Below are 26832 nucleotides of genomic sequence, written 5' to 3' on the forward strand. Positions count from 1 at the left end.
TCACTCGTATACTTGTAACTGCTGCAACTGAGATTCCCGCCATTCACGGTGTCTTTTCCTGAATTCGGGGCCAACGAAATATTCAAATGCGATTACCATCATTGTACTTCTGGCAAGGTTTGGACGAAACTCCGAAACCCTTTCAGTTCCATTCCAGTGCTTATATGTTTCCGAAATGGTAGTGGTATAATAAATGGGTATATCTCGTCCACGGATTATCCCGGATTTGTGTATGTACTCGAACATATATCGGTTATTAACCCTCTCTTCGGGAGACAGGCTGGTGAGATCCGTCAGTGGCTCACTTGAAGCCCCCGGAAATGTACTTTCAAAAAAGCTGTCCGGATCATTAAAATACTTCTTTGGTTGTTGTAGAGGTGCTAGGCAGCCTTTTCTAATCAACTGAGTCAGATCTGGAACCTCTTTTCCCACATCCTCCCTCTTTACAGATGTGACCAAATAAGCCCTGATGGAATTACAGCTCTCAACGAGATCGGACACATCAAATGGATGTTCAGCCACCTCTTCGGCAACCGCATTTCCATTTGTAATCAGACATACCGCTATTGCGAGAAGACATGTCGCTATAGCAAGGCATTTGAATCGTTTAATCACTGCACGATTACTCATACTCGCCTTCTTTAATCCTTCTTTCGGTACGTGCGCGCCCACTTTCCGGACCAATGATAATTTCAATCCTCATACTCCCCCTCCTGAATTAATTTCCCGCTAAACAGCGCCTAAACTTCAATCAGGAGCCATTTAACTAACGGGTTATAAGGAATGTTATTTAGATCATGGACAAAAACTGTATGGCTACTGCTGCGAATCAAAACGGAGGTATTTACGTGCAAAATTCAACGTCACTCTGCCAACCGGTCCATTGCGCTGCTTTGCAATAACAACCTCGGCTTTAGCCTGCTCTTCACCTTCATTGTCAGAGCATACAAACATCAACACGTCAGCATTCCGCTCTACAGCGCTGTGTTCCTTGATCTTAGACATCACTCTTCGACAATCCAATGGTGTTGGTCTATCCAGATCATAGTTAAAGCGGGAAAGAACGATGACAGGTACATTTAGCTCTTTTGCCAACTTCTTTAGTGATTTCATAATACGGGAGATTTCCTGTTCATCCTCCGCTGAACCTTCCTGGGCTATCATAAGCTGAAGGTCATCGATCAGTATCAGATCGAGTCCCCTGTTTTCGCGCTTGAGACGACGGCATTTGGAACGTATTTCCATAACGGAGATGGCCGTATTATCGCCTATATGTATTTTTGACTCAGCCAAAGAACCACTGGCGGCTGCAAGCGCGCGCCAGTCATCGGGGGTAAAACGTCCGGTTTTGAGAGACTGCATATCCACGCGGGCCTCTCTAGCCAGCATACGCATGGCGATCTCCTGGCTAGAATTGTCCAGTGAGAATGACGCAACCACGCCGGAGTCATCACCCTTGGCGCGAAGAGCGGCATTGGCAGCCAGATTCATCAGGAGGCTGCTTCTGCCCATGCCTGGCTGGCCGGCAATAATAATCAGCTCGCCGCGCTGTAAACCCGAGGTCATCTCATCCAGCTCCTCGAAACCTGTAGTAATACCTGTAACGACCTCCTTGGAGGCGAAACGATCCTCCAGCTCTTTGTAGCTCTGCAGCATCAGGTCGGACATTTTGGCAAAGAAAGGGCGTGAGCGGTTAAACTTTTCGGCAATGGCCAGAATATTACTCTCTGCCATATCGAGATGTTCATTCACATCTCGGTCTGTCTCTTCGTAAGCATCGCGGAAGACGCCACTACAGACAGAGAGCAGGTCACGCATGGCTGAGCGCTCGCGAACAAGATCAGCGTAATATTTTACATTGATGGAACTAGGAGCAGAAGTGACGAGATCAGCCAGATAGGCTTCGCCACCGATTGAGGCTAGTTCGTCACGTTGTTCGAGATGATCTTTGATCGTAAACGCATCAACCGGTTGGCCGCGCGCAGCCAGCTCCTGAATGACATGGAATATCTGGGCATTGGGCTCTACATAGAAGTGTTCAGGCTGCAGTGAGCCCTCCAGTCGTTCCAGTGCCTCGGCATCAAGCATGATTCTCCCGAGCACCGCCCGCTCAGCATCAAATGAACTAAAGTACACTAGACTCCCTAGAGCATATCCATTATCGGCATGCTGCTTCACTTGCTTGTTGTTGGTCATTGCCCCCCCCCGGCACTCCCCCTCTGATTTCCTCAGGGATTATTTTCATGCCGATCAGGATAAATCACGCCTGGACAAAAACTGTCCTGCAGAGGTTTTTTCATTGATATAAGCGCGTCAGGATTTCACCTGCACCATCAGCCAAAAGCTGATCGGCCAGCTGCCGCCCAAGGCTCTCAGCTTCACTTATTGGGCTACGAATCTCTTTTCGGATAATGCGTGATCCATCCAGTTCACCGACCAGCCCATCAAGATGCAGCTCATCGCCATTCACTGTTGCGAACGCGGCAATCGGCACTTGGCATCCACCCTCAAGGCGGGCAAGAAAGGTTCGCTCTGCAACTGTTCGCACCATCGTTTCATGATCGTTCAGACGATCGACCAGCGTATTGAGTTCATCGTCTCTATCGCATGTTTGGATACCTAGGGTTCCTTGAGCCACAGCCGGTAATAGTGTCGCAGTGTCCACAAAGTCATGCATCTGTTGTTCCATGCCCATACGGCGAACACCGGCTGCTGCCAAGATCACAGCATCCACGCTATCACCAAGCTTGGAGAGTCTTTTCTGGATAGTTCCCCGGATAGGCACATATTCGAAATGCGGATAGTGATGTTTAAGCTGAGTTATACGCCTGAGTGCTGATGTACCAATACGTGCCCCTTCTGGCATTGTATCCAGTCCTCCGCCAGTCACGGTTGCCACGGCATCACGCGGATCCTCACGTTTTGGAAAAGCTCGAATCGAGGTGCCCGCTGGAAGCTCGACAGGGACATCCTTCATCGAATGTACAGCGATATCAGCATCACCATTGAGAAGTGCAAGGTCGATCTCTTTGGTAAATAAGCCCTTGCCCCCAATTCGTGCAAGAGGAACATCGGTAAAGATATCCCCGCTGGTCTTGATCTTGATCAGCTCGGTAGTGATCTCGCTATCAAGCTTCTTCAGCTCTGCAGCAACATACTCTGCTTGCCACAGGGCCAGCGGTGATCTCCGTGTTGCGATTCTGATATGAGTCATGGGTTTCTCCGTTACTTTTCTCCCCGTAGGGGCAATATGGAGATTTTGCAGAGGTTCAGGACAAAAATGGTTTATGGCAGAGGGTATCTGGCTTCATCACAACAGTTCGAATTAAAGTTCCACAACCATCGCTGGGTTAAACATACGGTTCTCCCAGCCTCCAAGAGAGTTCGGATTCCCTCTCGGATTACAGACCACCCTTGTGTTGCCAATATGATAATCGAAGCAGTTATGGGTATGCCCGTGTACCCATAGATCAATACCCGGCATCAACGCTTCCATATCTGTAATGAAGCACGGGGTCCAGGGATTATTCATGTATTGCGGGTGCAGGCTTTTTAAGCTTGGCGCATGATGGGTTACAACCACTGTCTTTCCATCAAACGGCCGCTGTAGTGCTGAACGCAGCCACGCACGATTTTTCTCAAAATATTGCTGTTGATGCTCAACCGAAAAGTGAGTCGGCGCGCTACCCGGTGAATACTCGACAATGATGTAGTCATGATCGCAGTAGAGCACGGAGCCAAAGTTGCTCAAATCAGTCCACATCGTCGAAGCCAGAAAGCGTACACCTCCTATCACGGTCTCCTCATTATCCAACACAATGACATTTGATCCCGATGCCGCATCTTTTATAGCATCTAAATGTTCGATCATTGTAGAATCAGAATCGTGAAATTCGTGGTTGCCGCACACATAGACCACCGGCACCTGAAATTTATCGATTGCCCAGGTTACGCCTGCAACACCTTCCGCAATATCGCCGGCCAGGAGAACTACGTCAGCATCCGTTTGCGGGGCTTGGAATGGTGCATTCTCAAGGTGGATATCGGACAGAATATGTAACTTCATGGAAAACTCCGCTTCAATGGAAAGTGAAAAGCCCTCCCCCTCTATGAGACCTCAATGGGTGGAGTGTTGAACTTGACGCACAGGAAACGAATCAAACCATCCAGATAGCAGGGAGAGTGGAGTTTTTTCTAACAGTGCATCAGCTTCGATTCACTGCCCATAGAAGCTCCACCCTCCCCCTAGTATTAACCTACTGGCTGAGCCTGCCTATAGCGCATGACACCTTTGATGAGTCGATAGACGTACCAGATTGAGACCGCGACCATTGCAACCTGCAGCACCACCAGTATCCCTCTGCTAGAAAATTAGTGTGAACAGACCTATAACCCTGTCATCATCGCAGGTGGCTGGTTAACTTCCGTGAAACTCCAGATTCAAGCCGCGAAAATCGCCCGTTGAAAAAGCAGCCAACACTCGTAATAGGGGCATATCGCTGGATGATTCAATCGAAACGCCGAACTCATGCCCCCCATCCACAAAATCCCGGAATGCTGTCGCCGCTTTTTTCTCGTTCCCCTGAGGAGCTCGCTGAACCTTCCTGTTTAGTTCTGATAAGATCTGGTCACGATCCTTATGATCCTGTCTTTCATACATCGCAAAACCGCTTTCAACCAAGCCATCATTCTCAAATTTCAGACCGGCTGACAGTAGCTTAGCCCTCTCCAGCGACGCCACCAGCTGCCTCGGATTCTTCAAAAAGTCGAGAGAGGCCTTCAAAGATAGCTTGCCTGAAACCTTGCCCAGTTCATCCATGGCGATGCTCACATCCTGAATATTCAGGATCTTGTCGGCAGGGGAGTATTTATAGGTAACATTCAAGTCCCCCTGAATGTCTCGGTAGCCCATTTGATACAATAGCGAGAAGTCTTTTTTCATCCTATCTTCTGTCATCGCCAGTTCATAGCCATTGAAAGAGACGGAGCCATAGGTCGGCAACTCCCCTTTCTTTAGCGCTTCACGATCAACAGAACTAACCACAACTTTATCAAAGGTGATATCACCTGCAGAACCAATCACAACATGATCAAAAGTCACACCTCCAAACAAACCGACGCTAACATCATCGTAACGCACCTGCTGACTCACACCCTGGCTTTCCAGTGCTGCACGCACCTGCTTATCCACAACCTGATCGGCGTACACCTTGTAACCAATTAATGCTGCACAAACGATGCCGGCACCAACCCATACCATTTTCTTCATATACCCTCTCCTATTTTGAATTGAGCAATTAGCTCTTAATTTAAAACTCTCACCCTCGAAAACAAAAACTGTTTGATAAGGGACCTGTTTATTTATTTTATCGGATCAACCGACATTTCATTCGGTCATGACGATCAGTGAAACCACACTCATCGGCATCCTTATTGCAGTCAGATGAGGCGCTCATGCATACATCTCTTTTCCATCTGAAAAGCGCATCCAACCCTTGGCAATGCGGTAGATATACCAAACCGAGGCCGCTACGAGCACAACCATCCCAACCACAATAAACAGAGTGGCGAAACCAATGACAGTCCAAAGAAGATAAAACCAGAAGGTCCTTATTTGCCAACGGAAGTGTGATTCCAGCCAGGTTCCCTGCACGTCATCCTTTCTCATATAATTGACAATGACCGCAGCTATTATCGGTACTAGCAGGAGTACTCCTGCCGCCTGCAGAGCATATACGATCATTGTGATTTTCTTGTTTGATTTAGCTTCCGCGTCCTCAAGCTGTTGCGCTTGATCAACTGAAATAACTTCTTCACTCATTATTTTCTCTCCTTGAATAAGTCTTAATTACCTTCATCTGAATAGATTGCGATGTCGGAATAAGTGGAAAGTTATTGAGGAGTCGGACAAATATGGTACATGTGATCTGACTAACACCCCTCTGATGAAGTGCTATGAGTTGGCCTGAAAACAGGAAACTGTTTTTGTCCGTTCATATGCAAAGATTCCACGATTACACAGCACGCTAACGACAACAGGGAGACTTAGATGAGTGAGTTTGCACATCCTCCGATACACGCTGGTGATGGTTATCGTTATGTCCGATTATCGGAGATGCACCAGGAAGAACGTATCTATGTTGAGGCCTTCATGTATGGAGGAGCCCATCCTGTGCCTGATGACTCTATAATGGATGCAATTTACCTATGGGATTACCAGAACTGGCTCGGCTGGAAAGAAGCAAATGGGAGAGAATGGCGTACAAATGCAAAGCAAAGGTGGCGATCTCGATTAAGGAACTTGACCTAACCATGTAGAGATTAAATCATCGGGCTATCCTGCATTGCATGCATCAACATTAAATACAGTAATTGTCTTATGACATGAAAGTATCGGCGGCAATTTGATTGAACAAACAGACAAGGAGCATAAGCCAAATTGAAAAGTGAATATTCCCGCAATGTACTGCTGATAGCCCTTGCCGTTCGCTTGCAGCGGTTGGTCAAAAACCTGCCGAACAACCATATTTCAGCAGAACGCATATCGGTGAAAAGTCTTGCTGAGTTCTATCTCTCGGAAGAGGTATCCAAGAGCTCAGAAGCCGCCAGAAAAAAAGCCAGTCGGTACATGCAGGAGATGGACAGGGTCTTCGGTCTATCCGGTTCCGAGAAGAGTGGCTATGTCATGGCCAAAAAGTTTCATACATTCAGAGAGATGTTCCAATTCTGGCTTGATGCAATCAACCCTCCCGGCAAAGACGACAAACGACTGCATGTCATGCTCAATGGTCTACTCCATGCGATAGATAATGCTTTCACGGAAGATCCCGTTGTGATTCCGAATCTGGCAAAAAAACTGAAAGAGAAATATGGCAATAAGAATATTCGGGATACCAAAGAACCCTTAACCGAGATGTTTGACAACACCTATATCGGAAGCTGGCTTCAGCTCGTTGAGATGGATGAAGACTCGCTGGCTATTGACCCCGCAATGGATCCTTTGCTCCTGCGTCGTCACTCATATGCAGATGTTGGTGGAAACCCCGATATTTCTATCAAGCTCGCAAGGCCAGGACGCATTCATGTGATCTTTGAGAAGACGGTATCTGATCTCGATAAAAGTTTTGTCGAAGTTTGCAGAAAAGCAGCCACTGCAGTCCATGATTCGGAAATATTGATTATCGATGGAGAGGCATTGCTGCCCTATATCCTCTATCGGGAAGGTTCAACCGGGGAGGTTATGCTTACCCTCAGGAACCTGAAACAAGATCATTTCGAGGACAAAGTACTAAACCAACTTACAGGGCAATTCCAATCGGGAAGACAATACATCCCGTACAGCCTGGATAAATGCACCTGGACCGCATTCCAGCGACTTCTCAATTGATGGCGATCATCTTCTATTTCACATTGATCATCGCAGCAGCCTTCATGTTAATTGTAACCCAGCTTGTCTGGGCATGGAGGAGACTGAAAAGGCATCCACATGTCGAAATAGTAGAGCTTGCCAAACCTGAAATTTCCGCTGAGTTAAATACGCTGGTTGAAGTGGTTGCGAACACTGCAGGGGTTGCTCCTCCTCAACTCTATGTTCGCCGCGCATCACTGCCAAACGCCTTTATGATTGCTGCAATCATCCGACCTGAGCTCTACCTGACAGATGAACTGCTAGAGCATTGCGACTCCAGAGACGATGGGTTGAATCATTTAACCCAAACTATTTGCCACGAAATAGCACATATAAAACGTGGTGATGCAATCAGACTCGGTTTTCTAACCTGGGTGATGCATACGGCATCATCCCTTTCCATACACTCAGTAGCTAAGTCAGTTCTGCTAAAGATCGATTCGATAGAGGTTGCCGCAGACAATGAGGCATCATTTCTGTATGCCCGATTAAACGAAAAAGGCTGACGATCACAACCTCATATTTCACTCTCGTGATGACGATTGATCAAACACGTTCGATTGCAGAGTGCTCTGCTACAGAGTCATACTTTCCACCAACATGAAACACCTCTAAGTATGCCACTGCCATCACGAACAATACTCCCAGTGTAATTAGCAATATTCTCATTTACTCACCTCCTTGAAACTCAATGATTATAAGAGTCAGAGGGACAAAAATGGTTTATATGGTGATGCTGTATCCAGTTTTAAACGGTGAGGGATGCCACCACATAAAGACAAAAAGGGATGTCCTAATCATTGCCAACAGGCAATGTACGGTGGCGTTTCAAGGACTCGAATCCCAGACACTCGGATCATAAGACTAAACGACCACGATTAAGCCAATCGACGTGATTGAAAGCATTCAACTATTGACGTTCCTTTTGAAATTCTTTCGAATCCGACTATTGATGGTTTGGCATATTATTGGAATAACATTGGCAACAAATTGACTTTACATTAGCACAAAATGCCACCTTTACGTTCGTGGACTAAAATGGGCTAGGATGTGCTTATCGGGAGGCTATTACAGATGCCCGAAGGTCAGAAAAAGCCCATATAAAACAAGCTCTAATTGCATAACACCATTTAACAACATAGCATTCGCACGAGCTCATAACCCGAAGGTCGTCGGTTCAAATCCGGCCCCCGCAACCAAACATACAAAGGGCTCGCAGTTGATCACTGCGGGCCCTTTTTTATTGAAAATATGCTTGTTGAATAATTAAGTTTATGTCCCCGAAACTTCATGCTGATCTTCAATGATTTCCCGCCAATCAACCCCATGCTCAATCAACAACGTCTTAAGTTGGTCATTCTCTCGCCGCAATTGCAGGGCTTCTTCCCGAAGTCGGCTTATCTCGTGATTCAATTCAAGCACTTGCCTCTAGGAGGGGTTATGGCAACCACTGATTTACGTCCATCGACAAAAACAGTTCCACTTCCAGACCATCGCCTCCAATCAACATGATTTTATCCGGGTGAAATGCATTCACAAAAGCATCCATGCCGGGCAATGCGGTTTGTCGTTTATGGCTCTTGACCTCGATTGCCAGCAAACGCCCCTGGTGGCGGACAATAAAATCGACTTCCCGCCCTCTGTCGCGCCAGTAAAACAACTCAAACCCATATTCGATTGAACTGTTTACCAGATGAGCACCAACCACTGATTCAATCCATCGCCCCCACAGTTCAGGGTCACTTCGAACCGACGTAAAACCCTGCCTGGATAACGCAGACATTAGCGCCATATCTATAACTTGCAGTTTAGGACTGGAGCCTCGCTGCCTGACTTGCTGGCCGGCGTATTTAGATATTCCGCACAACATGCCTGCTCCCGCGAGCAGCTCCAAATAATGCGCCAGCGTCGTCGTATTGCCTGCATCCTGCATCTGCCCCACCATCTTCTGATAAGAGAGAATCTGACCGGAATACTGGCATCCCAGATAGAATAACTGCCTGAGCAGCGCCGGCTTATTCACCTGAGTCATGAGCAATATGTCGCGGGAAATCGTCGTCTCAATCAGCGAGTCGACAATATAGTTTTTCCAACGACCTTCATCCTTCCGGAGATCTGCTGCGCCTGGATAACCGCCAAAATAGACATACTCATCCAGCGACACATCAAAGGCATCCTGCATCTCTTTGAATGACCAGTGCCGAACCGGAATGATCTCAAAACGACCCGCCAGACTTTCTGTGAGCCCCCGTTGAACCAGAAGGGGTGATGAGCCAAGAATCATGACTTTCAGAGGAAGTCCATTGTTGGTGTCTTCATCCCACAGGGACTTTATCACTTCCGACCAGTCGGGAACTTTCTGAATCTCGTCCAGAATCAGCAGCCCTTCTTTGGATTCACTTTGACTTAACTTGAAGCGTGCTATCTCCCATTGTTGACGTATCCACTGCCGGTCTTCTGCAGCCAGAGCATCTGCTGAAGCAAAATGCACCGCGTGATGAGATGCTGCTATCAACTGCCTTGCCAGCGTTGTTTTTCCAACCTGTCTCGGGCCAGCCAGCACTTGTATGAAACGCCTTGATTCGGCTATTCTTTTTTCGATCTTTTGAAATATTGGTCGATTATACATGCTGTCATTGTAATGCAAATTACTCAATAGTAAAGGTAATTTTACTCAAAAGACAACCCATAAAGCTTGAATAGTTTACTCCAGAATTCACCCTTCAAGTGAAATAACAGCTATCGCCAATGGCGACAAATTCTGGGACACTCAACCAGCTTTGAGCTACATAGACCTGCACACCCATGCAGCTAACTGCTTGCTATTAAAAAGTCTGTGACTACTCTTGCCGCCGCGACGGGTTCCGGGTTGGATTTATCAAAGCCTGCATAGCAAACAAACATTAAAAGCCCGGCATGCGATAAGCTTCCGGGCCTTTTTACATTCAGACCTCTTATGAAGTCATTCGACCCGGAAAACAGGAGATAAACATGCAGATCACCAACCATAAAGTTGTTTCATTCCACTACACCCTGACCAATGATCAGGGCACCATCATCGACACATCAGCCGGTGGTGAGCCGATGCCTTATCTGCATGGCGAAGAGAATATCGTTCCTGGCCTGGAGCTGGCGCTGGAGGGCAAGAGCGTTGGTGATAAGCTGAAAGTCTCTCTTGAAGCTGCCGACGCCTATGGAGAGTTTGATCCGGCTATGGTTGAGATTGTTTCAGCTGAACTGTTTGATGGCGTTGATAACATTGAGGTAGGCATGGAGTTCCAGGCTGAGCTGCCTGATGGCGAAGGCGTTCAGATCGTACGTATTACAGACGTTGATGGTGACAACATCACTGTTGATGGCAACCACCCTCTGGCTGGCCAGAACCTCCATTTTGACGTTGAGATCACCGATATTCGTGATGCCACTGCAGAAGAGCTGGAGCATGGTCACGTTCATGGCAGTGATGACGGTTGCTGTGGTGAAGGCTGCGATTGCGACTAACTGTTACGCAAGTACATTAACCTTTTAAAAAGGCCTGCAGTTTATAGCTGTGGGCTTTTTTTATGTGCCTGCACAGAAGCGACCACCGCTTGCCCAAGTGAGAGACCACCATCATGAGCTGGTACCTGCTTATGCTGCAGCACCTCGAACCCTTGTGCGGCAAGTGCCTTGGGCAACCAGTTGGAGAGCAGTCGATTCTGAAACACACCACCGGAGAGTGCGATGCGATCAAAGCCGTGTTGCCCTCTCAACTGCGTAGCTACAAGGGTCAATGCATGAATCAATGTGTGGTGAAAACGCGATGCAATATGGGCTGCTTCAACGCCGTTCTGAAGATCCGATAAAATCTCCAACCACATCGGTTGCCAGTTCAGTATCAGGCAATCCCCCTCATCCAGCTGCATGGCATAGGGCTGACTTACATCCTCAAAGCAGCTGGTGGCAAGCTGTTCAAGATTGATGGCAGCCTGCGCCTCGAACTCCACCCGCTCACGATAGACCCCCAGAGCAGCGGCCACCGCATCAAACAGGCGCCCACAGGATGAGGCCGGAGGTGAATTGAGACCGCTTTCGATCATGTTTTTCAGCACTGAAACCGGCTTACCTTGTAGAAATTGCACAATATCCACATCAATGAATTGATCAGAAACCTGATGCCATAGCGGCATGAGATGCGCCATAGTATTACGCCACGGTTCATGAATCGCTGCAGCACCCCCAAGCATGGCAACCGGTTGAAAACAGGCCAACCGCTGAAATCCATGATAATCGGCCAGCAGGATCTCACCACCCCAGATGGTGCCATCATCGCCAAAACCGAGACCATCCAAGGCAAAGCCCAGAACCGGTTTTGTATCGATGGGTCGTGCATTATCTGCCATGACAGCCGCAATGTGGGCATGGTGGTGTTGTATGGCGGTCAGTTCTATTCCATGTTGCCGGGCCAGCTTTTCGCCCCATTGTGATGATAGGTAATCCGGGTGTCTGTCGATGACAAGCCGAACGGGTAAAATCCCTTCAAACTGACTCTCGACCTGCCTGATGAAATGGCGATAGATATCTTCCTGCTCCAGATCACCGATCGCCTCAGTGAGCTGTGCGCGGCCATCACGAATCAGACAGAGACTGCTCTTTAACTCACCACCGAGCGCCAGAGTAGCGCCTGCACCTTCAAAACCACCGGGCAGATCAATCTGGATGGTGAATGGGCCACTCATCTTCAGCAGATACGCGGTAACTGTTCACCAGCCAACCAGTCTACAACGCGTTGACCACCGAAGCGTGTCTTCATGGTAACCAGATGAGCGTTATCGCTAACCACCTCCCCAATGATGGCGGCATCGCTACCTAACGGATAATTTTGCATCACATTCAGGAGTGCTTCTGCAGATTGAGCCGGACAGATGCAGACCAGCTTGCCTTCATTAGCGATATACAGTGGATCAAGTCCGAGCAGCTCACAGGCACCTCTCACCTCGGCACGCACAGGAATATCCGCCTCCCGGATCTGCATACCGACTGCCGACTGTCTGCTCAGCTCATTGAGTGTGGTGGCCAGGCCACCGCGAGTGGGATCACGCAGACAGTGGATCTCGGGTGCTGCTTCAACCATCGCAGCAACCAGACCATGCAGCGCTGCTGAATCCGACACAATGGTTGTGGCGAACTCCAGTCCCTCGCGGCTGGAGAGAATGGCTGTACCATGATCACCGATATAACCACTGATAAGAATCAGATCACCTGCCTCTGCCCTGTCACCTGAGATCTGAACGTTATCAGGCACAACACCAATACCAGTGGTACTGATAAATACCCCGTCACCTTTGCCGCGTTCCACCACCTTGGTATCACCGGTAATAACCGGCACCCCGGCCTCTCTGCTGGCCGCTGCCATAGAGATTACGATGCTCTCCAGTTCTGCCAGCGCAAAACCCTCTTCGAGAATAAAACTGGCAGAGAGGTAGAGTGGTTTAGCGCCACTCATGGCCACATCATTGATAGTTCCATGCACAGAGAGCGAACCGATATCACCACCGGGGAAAAACAGTGGCGATACCACATGGGCATCGGTGCTCATCACCATGCGCCCTGCCGGAGCTTCAAACTGCGCGCTGTCGTTGCCCTGCTTTAACAGCGCATTATCGAAATGGCGAATAAACAGCTCATCAATTAACGTTGCCGAGACCCTGCCACCACTGCCGTGCGCCATCTCTACTACACCATGTTGGATATCCAGCCGACTCATGCGCCTGTCTCACTTTTAAAGCGGCCATAGCTGTAGTGCGCGGCACATGCACCCTCTGATGAGACCATGCATGCCCCCTTCGGCTCTTCAGGCGTACAGGCTGTAGCAAACAACTTGCACTCGTCAGGATCATTTAGTCCCCTGAGTACCGCCGGGCAGATACAGCCTTTGATATCTGCGGTTGCAATATCGGTGATAGCGAATCGTTTTTCGGCATCAAAATCTGCATACTCTGATCTGATCTGAATGGCACTATCGGGCAGGGCACCCAGCCCTCGCCACTCAAACAGCGGCCGCTGTTCAAACACATTCGCCATCAACGCCTGTGCTTTGCGGTTACCATCGGGAGTTACCGCTCGACTATACTGATTCTCCACCTCGCAACGCCCCGCATTGATCTGACGCACCAGCAACAGTGTTGATTGCATCACATCCAGTGGTTCAAAGCCTGCAATCACGATCGGGATATGGTGGTTATTACAGCAGTCGGCATAAGCGTCACTACCGATAATGGTGCTGACATGTGAAGGGCCGAGGATTCCGTTGATAGAGACCTCACCACTGGCCAGCAGGTGCGACATCGCAGGCGGTGTCTGCACATGATTGCAGTATACTAAAAAATTCTTTAGTCCCTCGGCCTGAGCAATTTGAATAGCCACCGCCGTAGGTGGAGTGGTGGTCTCAAAACCGATGGCAAAGAAAACCACCTGCTGCTCAGGATTGTTGCGCGCAATCGCCAGCGCATCGTTAACAGAGTAGACCATGCGAATATCTGCACCACGCGCCTTTGCCCTGTGCAGAGAGTCCCGCTTACCTGCCGGTACCCGCATCAGATCGGCATAGGTGCAGAGAATAAGCTTCTCAGCCTCGACCAGTTGAATTGCAGCCTCAATACGACCGGCGGGCAACACACAGACCGGGCAACCCGGCCCATGCACATATTTCAGATTCGAAGGCATCAACGCATGCAGACCGAAGCGGAAGATTGCATGTGTATGACCACCACAGAACTCCATCAGACGGTAGTCACGATCCGCCTCAACCTCCTGCTCAATCAGCGCAGCTATTCGGCGCGCCTTCTCGCCATCACGAAACTCATCGACATACTTCATGGCTCAATGGCCTTAAGCTCATCAAACAGCAGCAGGGTCTTCTCCGCCTCATCCGGATCAATGCGCTCCAGTGCATATCCGACATGGACCAGTACATAATCGCCGATCGCGACCTCATCAAGCAGCTGTGTGGAGATCGCTTTGCGGATGCCATCCAGATTGACGATAGCAGAAGAGGCAGCAGCATCCAGAGACTCAACCCGGGCGGGGACAGCAAGACACATTAGCTGTTTTCACCCGGCACGTTGACTCCAGTTTTTGCAATTTCAAGATGTGCTCTGATCCAGCCTAACCACGTCTCCATCCCCTCGCCTGTCGTGGCGGAGAGCTGAATGATCCTGATGCCGGGATTGATACGGCGGGCATAGTCACAGCAGGCAGCAACATCAAAATCGACATAGGGAAGCAGATCGATTTTATTGAGTATCATCAGGCTTGCAGCATGAAACATGTCGGGATATTTCAACGGTTTATCAGCCCCTTCAGTCACCGAGAGGATCACCACCTTGGCCGCTTCACCGAGATCAAATGCTGCCGGACAGACAAGATTGCCAACATTTTCGATAAACAGTGCACTGCCATGCTGCAGCTTCAAATCCTGGACAGCATGTCCAACCATATGGGCGTCCAGATGACACCCTTTGCCGGTATTGATCTGCACAGCTCTGGCACCTGATTTGCGGATACGATCTGCATCCAGAGCTGTTTGCTGGTCACCCTCAATGACGGCAACAGGTGTCTGATCAAGCAGCGCCAAAACCGTTGCGGTCAATAGTGTTGTTTTACCCGAACCCGGGCTGGAAACCAGATTCAGGGACAAGATGCCATGTTCACTGAAATAGCGACGATTGGCATCGGCGTACTGGTTATTTTTACTAAGGATATCCTGCTCAATCTGCACCATACGCGTCTGGCTCAAACCCGGAGCATGTGCACGGGCAGCGCCCTGCCCATAATCATGGTTGTGATCACCATGGCCATCTGCATGGGAGTGGCTGTGCCCCTCTTCATGATGATGGTGGTGATGTTCGTGACCTTCAATGGTTGCTTCGCCTTCACCACAACCGCAAACCGTACACATCAGACCACCTCCAGCTCTTTTATTCGCATCTCTTCACCACCGGAAATCTGCAACCTGTAATCGCCACAGCTTGGGCAGGCATCATAACGCTGTTGAATCTCTACATCTTTTAAACATTTGCTGCACCAGACTCTGGCAGGCAGCTCAAGCAACTCAAGTCTGGCGCCATCAGCCAGCGTGCCCTTCATCACCACATCAAAACTGAAACGCATCGCATCAGGCTCCACACAGGAGAACCTGCCCAGCTCCAGCCATACCGTTTTCACCTGAGAAAAATTCTGTTGTGAGGCGCTATCTTCAATAACCTTCAATAAACTCTCACAGAGAGAGATTTCGTGCATAGCCGTCTACCTCAAATGATGCCGTTGCAAAATTATAGTGCCACAGGCACATCCCGCACAACCCTCCTGTCCATCAAACCTGCCGACAGCATCTCCATGGCAGATGCACATTGTCCGATAACCACGCCAAACAGAGCACTTGAACTAATTTCAAGCGAAGAGGATATTGCGTTATATGAACCGCATTGATCTGATTACAAAAGCAGTCGCCATCATCGTTATCCTGACAACTGCAGGCTGCGTGTCGCTGGGGTCGAAGTTTCAACCCGTTGCGATCGGCGATCAGAGCAAGGCTGTGGTCATCTTTTACCGGCCCGCTGACCTCTGCAATATCACCGACCCGTTCTATATCAGTGCCAACAAAAAAAATGTCGCAGCCCTTGGTAATGATGCCTATACCTCGGTCACCGCTGAACCCGGCAACTACACGATCACCATTACCAATATTGTGACCCGCTTTACCAACTATCATCAGGGCAGAGAGACCTTCGACTTTGAAGCGGGAAAGATCTACTACATCAAATACCATCGCATCTGCAAACTGTTCGCTCCGGACATCAACTTTGTAGATGCGATTGAAGAGAATACAGCTCACAAGGAGCTGGTTCAGATGGGCTACACCAAACCGATGATAGAGAGCCTCTCAAACCCGAATCGATATTGAGGCTGATCAAACAGCAGGCATCAACTGCTTACACTTTCAGCATATCTCCCAGCCACAACTGCAGATTCACACTGTTGAGGCCGATCAACATATTGGCATGTAATATGCTGAATAGGAGGATAGAAAGAAGTGCTTCTTCCTGATATCCCCTTTGAAGCACTGGCCGGGCACCTTTCACTCCCCTCTCCCCTTAAGAGAGGTGCCCGGTTCTCTCTCTGCCCCCCATCTTTTTTCATCGCCATAAAAAAAAGCGACCCATGTTGCCATGGATCGCTTTCAATCAGTTGAAACTGAATTACAGCGCTTTCATCTCAGCAACAGCAGCTTTCGCTTTGTCGCCACATACTTTCTGGTTAGGCATTTTAGACTTGCCGTGTGCAGCTTTGGCAACGTCTTTAGAGGCACAAACCCATGCTTCCAGAGCTGCGTCGTCCCATACTGCGCCAGCAGCCTTCTGAGCCTGCAGGTAAGAGCCGTACTTGAAGCCGTCAACGCCACCCTGGGTGCGACCAGCAACAGTCTTCAGACCTGGGCCAACTTTTTTGGCATCAGAGTCCAGGTGGTGACAAGCTTTACACTTGCCCAGTGCGCTGGCATCAGCAGTAGCTGCCATGCCGCCCATTACGAATGCAGCTGCGGCTGCAACAAATAGTGCTTTTTTCATAAATAAATCCTCCTCTCGAATTTGGAGATGACTTGCTACGCACGCCGCCTCATGGTGTCAACCCTAAGCTTGACAAAAATAAGAGGCAGTGGAAAAGAATCCCCCATAGGGGGGAACTGACCTTCTACGGCTGCAATTCCCCCTGCAAACTGCATTTAAAACTCAACAGATCATCAGCCACATCCACGGTAATGGTGCCACCGGGCATCACTTCAGCACCGATCAGCATGCGCGCCACGGGTGTCTCCAGCTGCTGCTGGATAAAGCGTTTTAACGGGCGGGCACCGTAAACCGGATCATACCCTTCACTACACAGCCAGGCTGTTGCAGCGGCAGTGACATCCAGACCAATCTGCTGTTCATGCAGTCGCAGCCGTAACTCGTTAAGGAAGAGTGCCACCACCTCAGCAATCACCGCTTCACTCAGTGGCTGGAAGAGTACGGTGTCATCCACCCTGTTGAGAAACTCAGGACGGAAGTGGCCGCGCAGTGCCGCCATCACCTGAGTTCGTGCCGACTCGCCAATCACGCCATGACTATCGATACCATCAAGCAGATACTGAGAACCGATATTGCTGGTCATGATAATGATGGTATTCTGAAAATTGACAGTGCGACCATGACTGTCTGTCAGACGACCGTCATCGAGAAGCTGCAGCAGGATATTAAACACATCCGGATGCGCCTTCTCCACCTCATCAAGCAGCAGTACACAGTAGGGTTTACGCCGTACTGCTTCAGTAAGCTGCCCCCCCTCCTCAAATCCGACATAACCCGGAGGTGCTCCGACCAGTCGGGATACTGTATGCCGCTCCATATATTCGGACATATCAATACGCACCATATTATCTTCGGAGTCAAACAGGGATCTGGCCAGTGTACGTGCCAGCTCGGTTTTACCGACACCGGTAGGGCCAAGGAAGAGAAATGAGCCGATCGGACGATGGCGATCACGGATACCGGCGCGTGCACGCAGCACTGCATCGGCGACCGCTTTCACAGCTTCATCCTGCCCGATCACCCGTTCATGCAGGAGCGACTCAAGCTTGAGCAGCTTTTCGCGCTCACCTTCGAGCAGTCTGGTCACAGGAATGCCTGTCCAGCGAGCCACAACCTGAGCAATCTCCTCCTCACTCACCTCTTCGCGCAGCAGTCCATGCGATTGGTGACTACTGGCCTCCAGTGTAGCCAGCTCTTTCTCAAGCTCTGGCAGCGTGCCATAACGCAGTGATGCCACCTTCTCCAGCTCATACTTGCGCTCGGCCGCCTCAATCTCAAAGCGGGTCTGCTCAATCTTCTCACGCAGCTTCTGTACCAGCGTGATCGCCCCCTTCTCCTTCTGCCACTGCGAACGCATCACATCCCGTCGCTCCTGCAGATCAGCCAGCTCCCTGCGCAGCCCTTTCAGCCGCTCGGCACTGGCCGCATCCTTCTCCTTCTTCAGTGCAGTCTCCTCAATCTCCAGGCGCATTGCCCTGCGGCTGATCTCATCAAGTTCAGCAGGCATCGAATCCATCTCTGTGCGGATCGAAGCACACGCCTCATCGACCAGATCAATCGCTTTGTCGGGCAGAAAGCGATCAGAGATATAACGATCGGAGAGGGTTGCCGCAGCCACCAGCGAGGCATCGGCGATACGCACTCCGTGATGCAGCTCAAACCGCTCACGCAGACCACGCAGGATCGAAATGGTATCCTCCACATTGGGCGCATCGACAATAATCGGCTGAAAACGGCGCTCCAGCGCAGCATCCTTCTCAATATAACGGCGATACTCATCCAGTGTGGTGGCACCGATACAGTGCAGTTCACCACGCGCCAGCATCGGCTTGAGCATATTGCCCGCATCACTACTACCTTCTGTTTTACCGGCACCGACAATGGTATGCAGCTCATCAATAAACAGCAGCGTGCGCCCGTCGGACTCCTTGATCTCTTTGAGTACCGCTTTCAGGCGCTCCTCGAACTCACCTCTATATTTGGCTCCGGCCATCAGGGCGGCCATATCCAGTGAGAAGAGTTTGCGATCCTTCAAGCCCTCAGGCACATCGCCGGAGACGATACGTTGCGCCAGCCCTTCGGCAATGGCTGTTTTACCCACACCCGGCTCACCGATAAGCACCGGATTATTCTTGGTTTTGCGCGAGAGAATGCGTACCACTGAACGAATCTCGGTATCGCGGCCGATGACCGGATCGAGTTTTCCGTTTCTGGCCATCTCAACCAGATCGACACCATATTTACTCAGTGCGTCATACTGGGACTCTGGCGAATCGCTGGTGACCCGTTGATGACCACGCACCTTCTCAAGTGCCTGCATGAACTTATCACGTGAAATACCAAATTCTTTAAAGGCCCTGCCCGCATCACTTTTTTCCTGTTCACTGATAAAACCAAGCAGCAGATGTTCAACAGAGATGTACTCATCTTTAAGTTTTTTTGCCTCATCCTCGGCCTGAACAAAAAGTTGCTGCAGGCGTTGCGTGACATAGAGGGTATTGGCCTGCGAAGGGCCGAGTGCCACTTTTGGACGCTTGGAGAGTGAGGCCTGAACCTTGCCTTTAAGAAGATCGATGGCAACGCCACACTGGTCGATCAGGCGGGGAGCTAAACCATCCTTCTGCGCCAACAGCTCAGCCAGCAGATGCTCTCCATCCACCTCCTGATGTGACAGGCGTGTCGCCAGCGACTGCGCCGATGCAATCGCCTCACTCACTTTCCGGGTCATTCTGTTCATATCCATGATTCAACTCCTGCACTGCAACGGAGAACCGTTCGATATTGACCCTATAGGGTTTTAGAGGAGCAAATCCAAGGGTTAGAGAGCGCTTCCATTAACATCGGCCTCACTCACCGCCTGCAGCAATGCTTTGCGAGTGTAGGGTTTTCGCACAAATCCGGCCAAGCCGTGTGCAAACAGACGCTCCGCCGCTTCACATTCGGAAAAACCGCTGCTCAGAAGGATCGGAATCTCCGGATATCTGGCATGCATCATATGGAACGCCTGCTCCCCATCCAGCCTGGGCATGGTCAGATCAAGAATCACCAGGGAGATCTCATCACTGTGCTTCTGCAACAGGTTCAAGCCCATCTCCCCATCATCTGCTGTGATCACCTTCAACCCCTCGCGGTGCAGAATGCGGCTGGCCACCTCCCGCACCGCCGGCTCATCATCAACCAGCAGCACTGTGCCACGCAGCGCCACAGGCAACTCATACTGACCTGTCTGCTCTGCGAGAGACTCTACAACTCCACCTTTCAGTGCCGGGAAATAGATCTTGAAACAGGAGCCTCGCCCCGGCTCACTATACAGTGAGAGAGCCCCCGCATGGCTACGTACAATGCCAAGCAGTGCTGCCAGACCGAGACCACTGCCCATCTCCTTGGTGGTAAAAAAGGGATCGAAAATGCGCTGCTGAGTATCCTTATCCATGCCACAACCGCTATCACAAGCCTCAATGAAGACAAACTCCCCCTCAGCAAGCTTCTCTTTCATGTACATGCGCGAAAAATCACTGCTGCGCAGATAGACGCTACCGGTTCGCAATGTAATGGTACCCGGTTTGCCCTGCATCGCCTCAGAGGCATTGGTCATCAGATTCATCAACATCTGGGTCAGCTGACTCTTGTCGCCGTGCAGATTTGCAAGCCCCTCCTGCAGCTCCAGCTGCAGCTCCACCCGTTTGCCGATCACCGTGCCGAGCAGTTCCGAGACATCGGTAATAAGTGTATTCAGGTTCTGCTCACCCATCGTAAAGCGCCCCTTTCCCGAATAGGCCAACATCTGGCGCACCAGATCAGCCCCCTTTCTCGAAGCCTTGAAAACCTGCTGCAGATAATAACGGATTTCCCCTTCAGCAGGTGCATCAAGCAGCGCCAGTTCTGCATTGCCCATCACCCCGACCAGCAGGTTGTTAAAATCATGGGCGATACCGCCAGCCAGCACACCGACACTCTCCATCTTCTGCGCCTGCTGCAGCTGACTGGTCAACTCTTCCCGCTCCTGCTCGGCCAGCTTGCGTGCATTGATATCACGAAGGTTCCCCTCCACCCCCACAACATTGCCATCTTCATCATAACAGTAGTGCGAATTGGATTCAGCCCAGAAGCGGGAGCCATCCCGGTGTTTCAGGCAAAGTTCATAATGTTCTATGTTACCACCACTATCTGACAACGCCTGAAGATGCTTCTCTCGCCCATCCTCTTCATAATAGAGTTCAGGCGTACGTTTGCCGATCAGGCTGTCGCGATCATAACCCAGGCGTTTGATCGAGGCGGAGACCCAGATCAGCTCTCCCTCCAAATTGACGCGATAGTAGGTATCCTGCATCTGATCAAGGATCTCTTTGTACTCACTGGAGAGCTTCTCCAGCTCACCTGTTCGCCTGAGTATGCCCTGGCGCAGCTGCCGATTGAAGGTGTAGAGAATCAGAATCAAGACAACCAAAAAAGCGATGCCAATCCAGAATCGATGGGGGTAGAGATGATTATTGAGAAGGTGCGTCATTGTTGGTTTGGGCTGGTAGAGAAACCGCTCCCACTCAAGCTTTCCATCTCCAATCGGATAACCCAGAACTTCAAATTCGTCAGCGATTCGTTGCCAGCGTTTGGGGTTTGATAGGCCAACAGGAATCACACTGGCATTCATCAGCGTGATGATCTCCTCTGCCTCAAAGCGAAGGTAGTCACGTGACTTCTGCTGGGAATCATATTTCGCTTTGATCAGTTCTATCACCTCATCAACATGACTTAAGGCATACTCCCAGCCCTTGATCGTGGCGCGATGAAAACCGTCGGCTCGCCCTGCATGCTCCTCCAGCTCCTGCTCAGTGGTCAGTAACGTATCGCCATAGATATCCAGACCGTAATCCTGAGGCCTGAACATGCGATAGTGCACACCCTGCTGATCAAACAGATACGCCTCATTGCTGCTGTAACCGGGCCATGCATCAATCTTGCCGGAGACAAGATCCTCTGCGCGACCGGATGGCAGGTGAATAAAATCCCCTCTGTTGATGGCAAACTTTTTCAGCAGGGCAAACGCCTCTACCTCACGCCGCCCATCCTGCAGCATCACAATCTGCTTACCGCGCAACGCTGCCGGAGAGTTGATATCCGGACGTGTATAGATCACCTGCGCTGTATGTTGAAAAACAGAGGCCAGAACAACGATGGGACTGCCTTCAGCCCTGTCCAGAAGCGCACTGGCATTGCCAACGGCATATTGTGCATGCCCCTCCAGCAACGCCCTGACCGGATTTTTACCCGGGCCTCCCTCAATGAGTTCAACATTCAGCCCCTCATCAGCAAAATACCCCTTTTCAATAGCCATATAGTAACCGGCAAACTGGAACTGATGCTTCCATTTCAGGTGCAAGCCGACAGTTTCAAGACCGCCGTCATGAGCAGAGGCAGGCGCTGCCCAAAGCAATGGCATCATCGACAGAACAATAAGAAGTAACCTCATGGCAAGCAGGTTAGAGGCTGCGAACAGAGACAGCAACGACAACACAACGACCATGACTTCATAGCCACTTAACGATTAGGAAGTTCCACAACAAAAACTGCGACCTTGGCAACCGTTGCAGGATTGGAATTGGCGATCTCAACAATCAGATCATCCGCTCCTTCAGGGTTGTTAAAGCTGGCCTGAAACTCATGGGCACCAACCTTATAGCTACGACGCTGCTGCATCGTCTCTTCACTATCGCCATGTACCCTGACAATGCGAAAGGTCAGTGGTCCGACAGTATCGGAGACCATCGTCACCTCATACAGACCGGAACGGTTCGGCATATCAAAAAACTCACGTGATTTCTGAAATGGTGGCACATTGGCATCACGGTAGTAGAGGTAGTCAGTTTCAGTTGCATAGGTGGGCTGCGCCCCTCCCAACAGAGAGAGACTGAGGCCAAAAATCAGCAAGCCAAACAGCTTCCTCATAACCCCTCCTGAACCTCAATATCATATTTATCACAAAGATAGCGCATCTTATCTTTGGCACGATCGCCAAAACCGAGCCAGCGACCAGCCCTGGCTTTGATGTGGTGGTTGCGCTCCAGTGCCGCCTCAACAAGCTGGCGTTCAAATTCAGCCACTGCCTTCTCGGCGCGAATGCCGCTATCAGGCAACTGCTGAAACCAGAGCTGTAGCGGATCAATATCATCGCTGACAAACTGAGGCCCGGCCAGAGACGGAATCGCTTCAACCACCTCGCCAGAAGCCAGCACAACGGCTCGTTCAATCACGTTTTCAAGCTCCCTGACATTACCCGGCCAGCTGTAGCGGGAGAGCTGTTCAAGCACATCCTCGGAGAAGCCATCCATACGCTTACCACACATCGCAGCCTTGCGCAGCAGAATAGCCTCAGCCAGTTCGGGCAGATCATCAATGTGATCACGCAGCGGGGCAACTGCAATTTCAACCACATGAATACGATAGTAGAGATCATCCCGAAACAGACCTTCTGCCACATTGCGTTCGAGATCCTCACGGGTTGAGCAGATCAGACGCACATCCGAATAGAGAATCGCCTCGCCACCAAGTCGGGAGAATTCACCCGACTCCAACACCCGCAGCAACTTGGCCTGAACCTGTAGCGGCAAACCCGCCACCTCATCAAGAAACAGGGTGCCGCCACTGGCCCGCTCAAACCATCCCAGCTTGCGTTTTCCTGCACCGGAGAATGCTCCCATCTCGTAGCCAAACAGTTCACTCTCCAGCATGTCTGCGCTCATCGCAGCACAGTTGATAGCAATAAAGGGCTGCTCTGACCGGTTGCTAGCCGCATGCAGTTTACGTGCAATCAGCTCCTTGCCCGTGCCGGTCTCACCGCAGATCAACACCGTAGACGGGGCACGGGCTACCTGCTCAATCAAACCCCTGAGCTGCTGCATTACCTCCGACTCTCCCAGCAGATCGGTATTAACCTGACTCTGCAGTGCGCGCTCCATCTCCTGCTCACGCATCGCCTTCCAGCTGGTCTCCATGCTGCGGTCAATGGTGCTCTTCACCTCATCCGGATCAAATGGCTTGCCGAAAAAGTCCAGCGCCCCCAGCTCCTGGGCCCGCACTGCAAAAGCGCGTTCATCATGACCGGTAATCACCACCACAGGTGTATCAGGACTCTCTTTTCTTAATCGTGCCAGATAACCCATGCCGATCTCGGGATTATCCGGTTCCGGCGGCAGCGCCAGATCCAGCACGACAAGATCCACCCGATTGCCCGAGAGCATCTGGTCCGCCCCCTCCAGATCACCCGCCTCAAGAATCTGATATGACTCTTTCAGCAACAGCTTCAAATTCAGTCGATTGATATCGTTATCATCAACGACAAGTACCGTTTGTTTCATAAAAGATGCTCCTTTATCAGTGCATTAACGCTTATTGAGCTTCTCACTAACCCTGCCACAACGGCAGTTGCACAATGAAGGTGGAACCTTTGCCCACCCCTTCACTTTGTGCCGTAATCATTCCACCATGGGCAGTGACGATCCTGCGTGAGAGGTAGAGCCCGACACCCAGCCCGTTGCTCTTGCTGGTCGCAAAAAGCCTGAACAGTCGATTGTTAAGAAATTGAGGTGTCATGCCACAACCCTGATCGCTGATCCGCACTTCAGCCATCGCCTGATGGTCACTGTTTTCTATCACCCTGGTCTCAATGTGTATTGAGCCCTGACGCTGCATCGACTGCACAGCGTTGTCATAGAGGTTCTCAAACACCCCCTGCAGCTGATCACCATCCCCTGCAACAGCAGGCAGACGTTGGTAGTCGTCGGTAATGGTGATCGACTCCGGCCAGAGACGATCTTTCACACTGCGTTGCAGCAGTGCAACCAGATCGATCGGTGTTATCGTGAGATCAACCGGCGCGTTGGGATCATTCATGCGCTGCATCAGCGTCTGCATTCTTCCGGTTACCTTCTTAATCGCCGTCAGCATGCGCGCCACATCCTCCTCATCGAGCTTTCCGGAAGCCAGATGATGGGCAAGAAAGGAGAGATCATGCAGACGGTTTTTCAGATCATGGGAGTGCAGCTGCTTGGTGACTCGCGAGAGTGAGTCAAGCCTGGCCGCTTCAGCCTGCTGATGGGTCAGGCGGGCATGCTCCAGGCTCATGGCTGCGAATTTGGCCAGCGACTCAAGACTGGCGCGCTCCTCACTATCCATAGGCCAGCTATCCACCCTTGGCCCCAGCCAGAGGTAGGCTTCGCCTGTCGCATCGGGCAACTCAAGACAGAGGTCATAGGCCTCATGCCTGCCATCATGGGCAAGTTCATTGACCATCGGTGCATTGGCAGGAAAAGCGTACCAGCCGCCGTCGGGTCGGTTACGTTCGTCCAGTGCCACATAGCGGCGATGACTGACATTATAGATGCGCTCCAGCAGCGCTGATTCAATATCCTGCAACGGCAACTGGGCAAGGTCTCCCGCACCCAGCTGACGAATCGCTGCCAGCATATCGAGCTGATGGCGGAAAAAGAGTCGATCCAGCGCCCGCTGCATCGACTGCACCAGAGGTGCAAAACCGAAAGCTGCGGCAATTGCCGCAATCACCATCGCCCATACCGATACCGGCATACCGGTAACCAGATACACAGCCGACTCGGCCAGCATCAGCACCAGTACAAAGACGGCAATCGCCGCCAGCGTGGCACCGAAATAGGCGAATGAGTGCACCAATCGCCTGAAACTGAATATCAGGCGTAAACGTGACATCGAGGCCTCAGCTTTCAGCAAGCTCCAACCGTTGCCCTTCAAATTCAAAATCAGCCATTGCACAGTGCAGCGCTTGCAGTGATTCGCCGGCAAGCGGCAACAGTGGCAGGCGCAGCTCACTGCCCATCCAGCCCAATGCAGCACATGCAGCCTTCACCGGAATAGGATTGGCCTCAATAAACAACACACGGTTAAGCTCGCGCATGGCAAACTGGGCTTTACGAGCCCGTTGCAGATCACCATCAGCCATCGCCCGGGTTAAAGCCAGCATCGCCTGCGGGGCAATATTGGCGACCACTGAGATCACACCGTGACCACCCATAGCCATAAACGGCATCGTTGTAGCATCATCTCCGGAGTAGAACTCAATGCGCTCACCGCAGGCGGCCATGGTATGGGCCAGCTGCTCCATATTTGCCGTGGCATCCTTGATGCCAACAATATTGGCCACATGCGAAAGCCTGCCAACCGTTTCCGGCAGGATATTGGAGTTGGTGCGTCCGGGCACATTATAAACCAGCTGCGGCAGATGAACGGCATCGGCAACAGCCTTATAGTGGCAGTAGATTCCCTCCTGCGTCGGCTTGTTGTAGTAGGGGGAGATCAACAATGCGGCATCCGCACCGATCGCCTTGGCTGCAGCAGTGAGCTCAATCGATTCAGCAGTATTGTTACTACCGGTTCCGGCAATCACCGGCACACGGCCTGCCACCTGCTCCACCGCCATACGGATGACCTGCTTGTGTTCATCAAAAGAGAGCGTTGCCGCCTCACCTGTTGTGCCGGCAGGAATGACACCATCAACACCAGCCTCGATCTGCCTCTCCAGATGCTCACGGAAAGCCTCTTCATCAATCTTTCCGTTTACGAATGGTGTGACCAGTGCGGTCATCGTACCGTGGAACATGCCTGCCTCCGAATGATGACACCCGAATCAAATGCTTCGCATCCGTTGCCGGGGTCATCGCTATCTGGCTGAACTATAACCGCATCATCTGTTCGAGAAAGGAGATATATTCACCCCCTCATCGTTGCAGCACACTTCAGACGTGCAGAATTATATTCGAAATGTCAGCAATGAAGATATTGAATTTAGTG

General features: G+C 50.8%; 25 protein-coding genes. 5 read left to right on the top strand and 20 right to left on the bottom strand.

Going from position 1 to position 26832, the window contains the following annotated elements:
* The 6 genes from F3F93_RS05450 to F3F93_RS05475 all read right to left on the bottom strand — a co-directional run bounded on the left by F3F93_RS05450 (position 1) and on the right by F3F93_RS05475 (position 5821).
* The gene (locus F3F93_RS05450; protein WP_176958153.1) at positions 1-630 is read right to left on the bottom strand and encodes a hypothetical protein; all 630 of its coding nucleotides are present in this window, start codon (positions 628-630) and stop codon (positions 1-3) included.
* Between the two features lie 186 nt (positions 631-816).
* Positions 817-2136: a replicative DNA helicase gene (gene dnaB, locus F3F93_RS05455; RefSeq protein WP_347239205.1), complete on the bottom strand. Its 1320-nt coding sequence runs from the start codon at positions 2134-2136 to the stop codon at positions 817-819.
* Between the two features lie 160 nt (positions 2137-2296).
* The gene (gene hemC, locus F3F93_RS05460; RefSeq protein WP_176958155.1) at positions 2297-3214 is read right to left on the bottom strand and encodes a hydroxymethylbilane synthase; all 918 of its coding nucleotides are present in this window, start codon (positions 3212-3214) and stop codon (positions 2297-2299) included.
* Between the two features lie 111 nt (positions 3215-3325).
* Complete coding sequence (locus F3F93_RS05465; RefSeq protein WP_176958156.1) at positions 3326-4066, bottom strand: metallophosphoesterase; 741 nt, start codon at positions 4064-4066, stop codon at positions 3326-3328.
* 351 nt (positions 4067-4417) lie between these two features.
* Positions 4418-5269 carry a hypothetical protein gene (locus F3F93_RS05470; RefSeq protein WP_176958157.1) on the bottom strand — a complete coding sequence of 284 codons (852 nt, stop codon included), beginning with the start codon at positions 5267-5269 and terminating at the stop codon, positions 4418-4420.
* Between the two features lie 183 nt (positions 5270-5452).
* Positions 5453-5821 carry a hypothetical protein gene (locus F3F93_RS05475; protein WP_176958158.1) on the bottom strand — a complete coding sequence of 123 codons (369 nt, stop codon included), beginning with the start codon at positions 5819-5821 and terminating at the stop codon, positions 5453-5455.
* Between the two features lie 228 nt (positions 5822-6049).
* Here F3F93_RS05475 and F3F93_RS05480 point away from each other — a divergent pair, with 228 nt between their 5' ends.
* From F3F93_RS05480 to F3F93_RS05490, 3 genes are all read left to right on the top strand, one after another.
* A complete protein-coding gene (locus F3F93_RS05480; RefSeq protein WP_176958159.1) occupies positions 6050-6310 on the top strand; it encodes a hypothetical protein in 261 nt (86 codons plus the stop codon).
* Between the two features lie 129 nt (positions 6311-6439).
* Positions 6440-7387, top strand: a complete 948-nt coding sequence (locus tag F3F93_RS05485) for a hypothetical protein (RefSeq protein WP_176958160.1) — start codon at positions 6440-6442, stop codon at positions 7385-7387.
* Positions 7387-7914, top strand: a complete 528-nt coding sequence (locus tag F3F93_RS05490) for a M48 family metalloprotease (protein ID WP_241697006.1) — start codon at positions 7387-7389, stop codon at positions 7912-7914. Before F3F93_RS05485 ends, F3F93_RS05490 begins: the two co-directional genes overlap by 1 nt.
* Before the next feature lie 932 nt (positions 7915-8846).
* On the opposite strand, the gene F3F93_RS05495 is transcribed toward F3F93_RS05490, so the two are convergent.
* Positions 8847-10037 carry an ATP-binding protein gene (locus F3F93_RS05495; RefSeq protein ID WP_176958162.1) on the bottom strand — a complete coding sequence of 397 codons (1191 nt, stop codon included), beginning with the start codon at positions 10035-10037 and terminating at the stop codon, positions 8847-8849.
* A gap of 362 nt (positions 10038-10399) precedes the next feature.
* Between F3F93_RS05495 and F3F93_RS05500 the strand changes: the two genes are divergently transcribed.
* Positions 10400-10909: a peptidylprolyl isomerase gene (locus F3F93_RS05500; RefSeq protein WP_176958163.1), complete on the top strand. Its 510-nt coding sequence runs from the start codon at positions 10400-10402 to the stop codon at positions 10907-10909.
* Between the two features lie 41 nt (positions 10910-10950).
* On the opposite strand, the gene F3F93_RS05505 is transcribed toward F3F93_RS05500, so the two are convergent.
* Genes F3F93_RS05505 through hypA form a run of 6 tightly spaced genes read right to left on the bottom strand, consistent with a single transcriptional unit; the run spans position 10951 to position 15688 of the window.
* Positions 10951-12126, bottom strand: a complete 1176-nt coding sequence (locus tag F3F93_RS05505) for a carbamoyltransferase HypF (RefSeq protein ID WP_176958164.1) — start codon at positions 12124-12126, stop codon at positions 10951-10953.
* Positions 12127-12128: 2 nt separating this feature from the next.
* Positions 12129-13154 (bottom strand): hydrogenase expression/formation protein HypE, encoded by a 1026-nt coding sequence (gene hypE / locus F3F93_RS05510; RefSeq protein WP_176958165.1) that lies wholly within the window; start codon positions 13152-13154, stop codon positions 12129-12131.
* Positions 13151-14266, bottom strand: a complete 1116-nt coding sequence (gene hypD / locus F3F93_RS05515; protein WP_176958166.1) for a hydrogenase formation protein HypD — start codon at positions 14264-14266, stop codon at positions 13151-13153. The genes hypE and hypD overlap by 4 nt, the downstream gene beginning before the upstream one ends.
* Positions 14263-14490: a HypC/HybG/HupF family hydrogenase formation chaperone gene (locus F3F93_RS05520; protein ID WP_176958167.1), complete on the bottom strand. Its 228-nt coding sequence runs from the start codon at positions 14488-14490 to the stop codon at positions 14263-14265. The genes hypD and F3F93_RS05520 overlap by 4 nt, the downstream gene beginning before the upstream one ends.
* A complete protein-coding gene (gene hypB, locus F3F93_RS05525) occupies positions 14490-15347 on the bottom strand; it encodes a hydrogenase nickel incorporation protein HypB (protein ID WP_176958168.1) in 858 nt (285 codons plus the stop codon). The genes F3F93_RS05520 and hypB overlap by 1 nt, the downstream gene beginning before the upstream one ends.
* A complete protein-coding gene (gene hypA, locus F3F93_RS05530) occupies positions 15347-15688 on the bottom strand; it encodes a hydrogenase maturation nickel metallochaperone HypA (protein WP_176958169.1) in 342 nt (113 codons plus the stop codon). The genes hypB and hypA overlap by 1 nt, the downstream gene beginning before the upstream one ends.
* 175 nt (positions 15689-15863) lie before the next feature.
* On the opposite strand from hypA, the gene F3F93_RS05535 reads away from it, so the two are divergent.
* Entirely contained in the window at positions 15864-16352 is a 489-nt protein-coding gene (locus F3F93_RS05535) for a DUF2846 domain-containing protein (RefSeq protein ID WP_176958170.1), read from the top strand.
* 295 nt (positions 16353-16647) lie between these two features.
* Here the strand turns inward: F3F93_RS05535 and F3F93_RS05540 are convergent, their stop codons facing one another.
* The 7 genes from F3F93_RS05540 to dapA all read right to left on the bottom strand — a co-directional run bounded on the left by F3F93_RS05540 (position 16648) and on the right by dapA (position 26641).
* The gene (locus tag F3F93_RS05540; RefSeq protein ID WP_176958171.1) at positions 16648-17016 is read right to left on the bottom strand and encodes a cytochrome C; all 369 of its coding nucleotides are present in this window, start codon (positions 17014-17016) and stop codon (positions 16648-16650) included.
* A 124-nt stretch (positions 17017-17140) separates the two neighbouring features.
* Positions 17141-19759 carry an ATP-dependent chaperone ClpB gene (clpB, locus tag F3F93_RS05545; RefSeq protein ID WP_176958172.1) on the bottom strand — a complete coding sequence of 873 codons (2619 nt, stop codon included), beginning with the start codon at positions 19757-19759 and terminating at the stop codon, positions 17141-17143.
* Between the two features lie 75 nt (positions 19760-19834).
* Positions 19835-22483: an ABC transporter substrate-binding protein gene (locus tag F3F93_RS05550; protein WP_176958173.1), complete on the bottom strand. Its 2649-nt coding sequence runs from the start codon at positions 22481-22483 to the stop codon at positions 19835-19837.
* A 68-nt stretch (positions 22484-22551) separates the two neighbouring features.
* Positions 22552-22959, bottom strand: a complete 408-nt coding sequence (locus tag F3F93_RS05555; protein ID WP_176958174.1) for a hypothetical protein — start codon at positions 22957-22959, stop codon at positions 22552-22554.
* Entirely contained in the window at positions 22956-24368 is a 1413-nt protein-coding gene (locus F3F93_RS05560; RefSeq protein WP_176958175.1) for a sigma-54 dependent transcriptional regulator, read from the bottom strand. Before F3F93_RS05560 ends, F3F93_RS05555 begins: the two co-directional genes overlap by 4 nt.
* Positions 24369-24414: 46 nt before the next feature.
* On the bottom strand, positions 24415-25734 hold the full coding sequence (locus F3F93_RS05565) for an ATP-binding protein (RefSeq protein WP_176958176.1): 1320 nt from the start codon (positions 25732-25734) through the stop codon (positions 24415-24417).
* Between the two features lie 7 nt (positions 25735-25741).
* Positions 25742-26641 carry a 4-hydroxy-tetrahydrodipicolinate synthase gene (gene dapA / locus F3F93_RS05570; RefSeq protein ID WP_176958177.1) on the bottom strand — a complete coding sequence of 300 codons (900 nt, stop codon included), beginning with the start codon at positions 26639-26641 and terminating at the stop codon, positions 25742-25744.
* Between the last annotated feature and the right edge of the window lie 191 nt (positions 26642-26832).

It is taken from the genome of Mariprofundus sp. KV, assembly GCF_013387475.1.
Taxonomy (GTDB): Bacteria; Pseudomonadota; Zetaproteobacteria; order Mariprofundales; family Mariprofundaceae; genus Mariprofundus.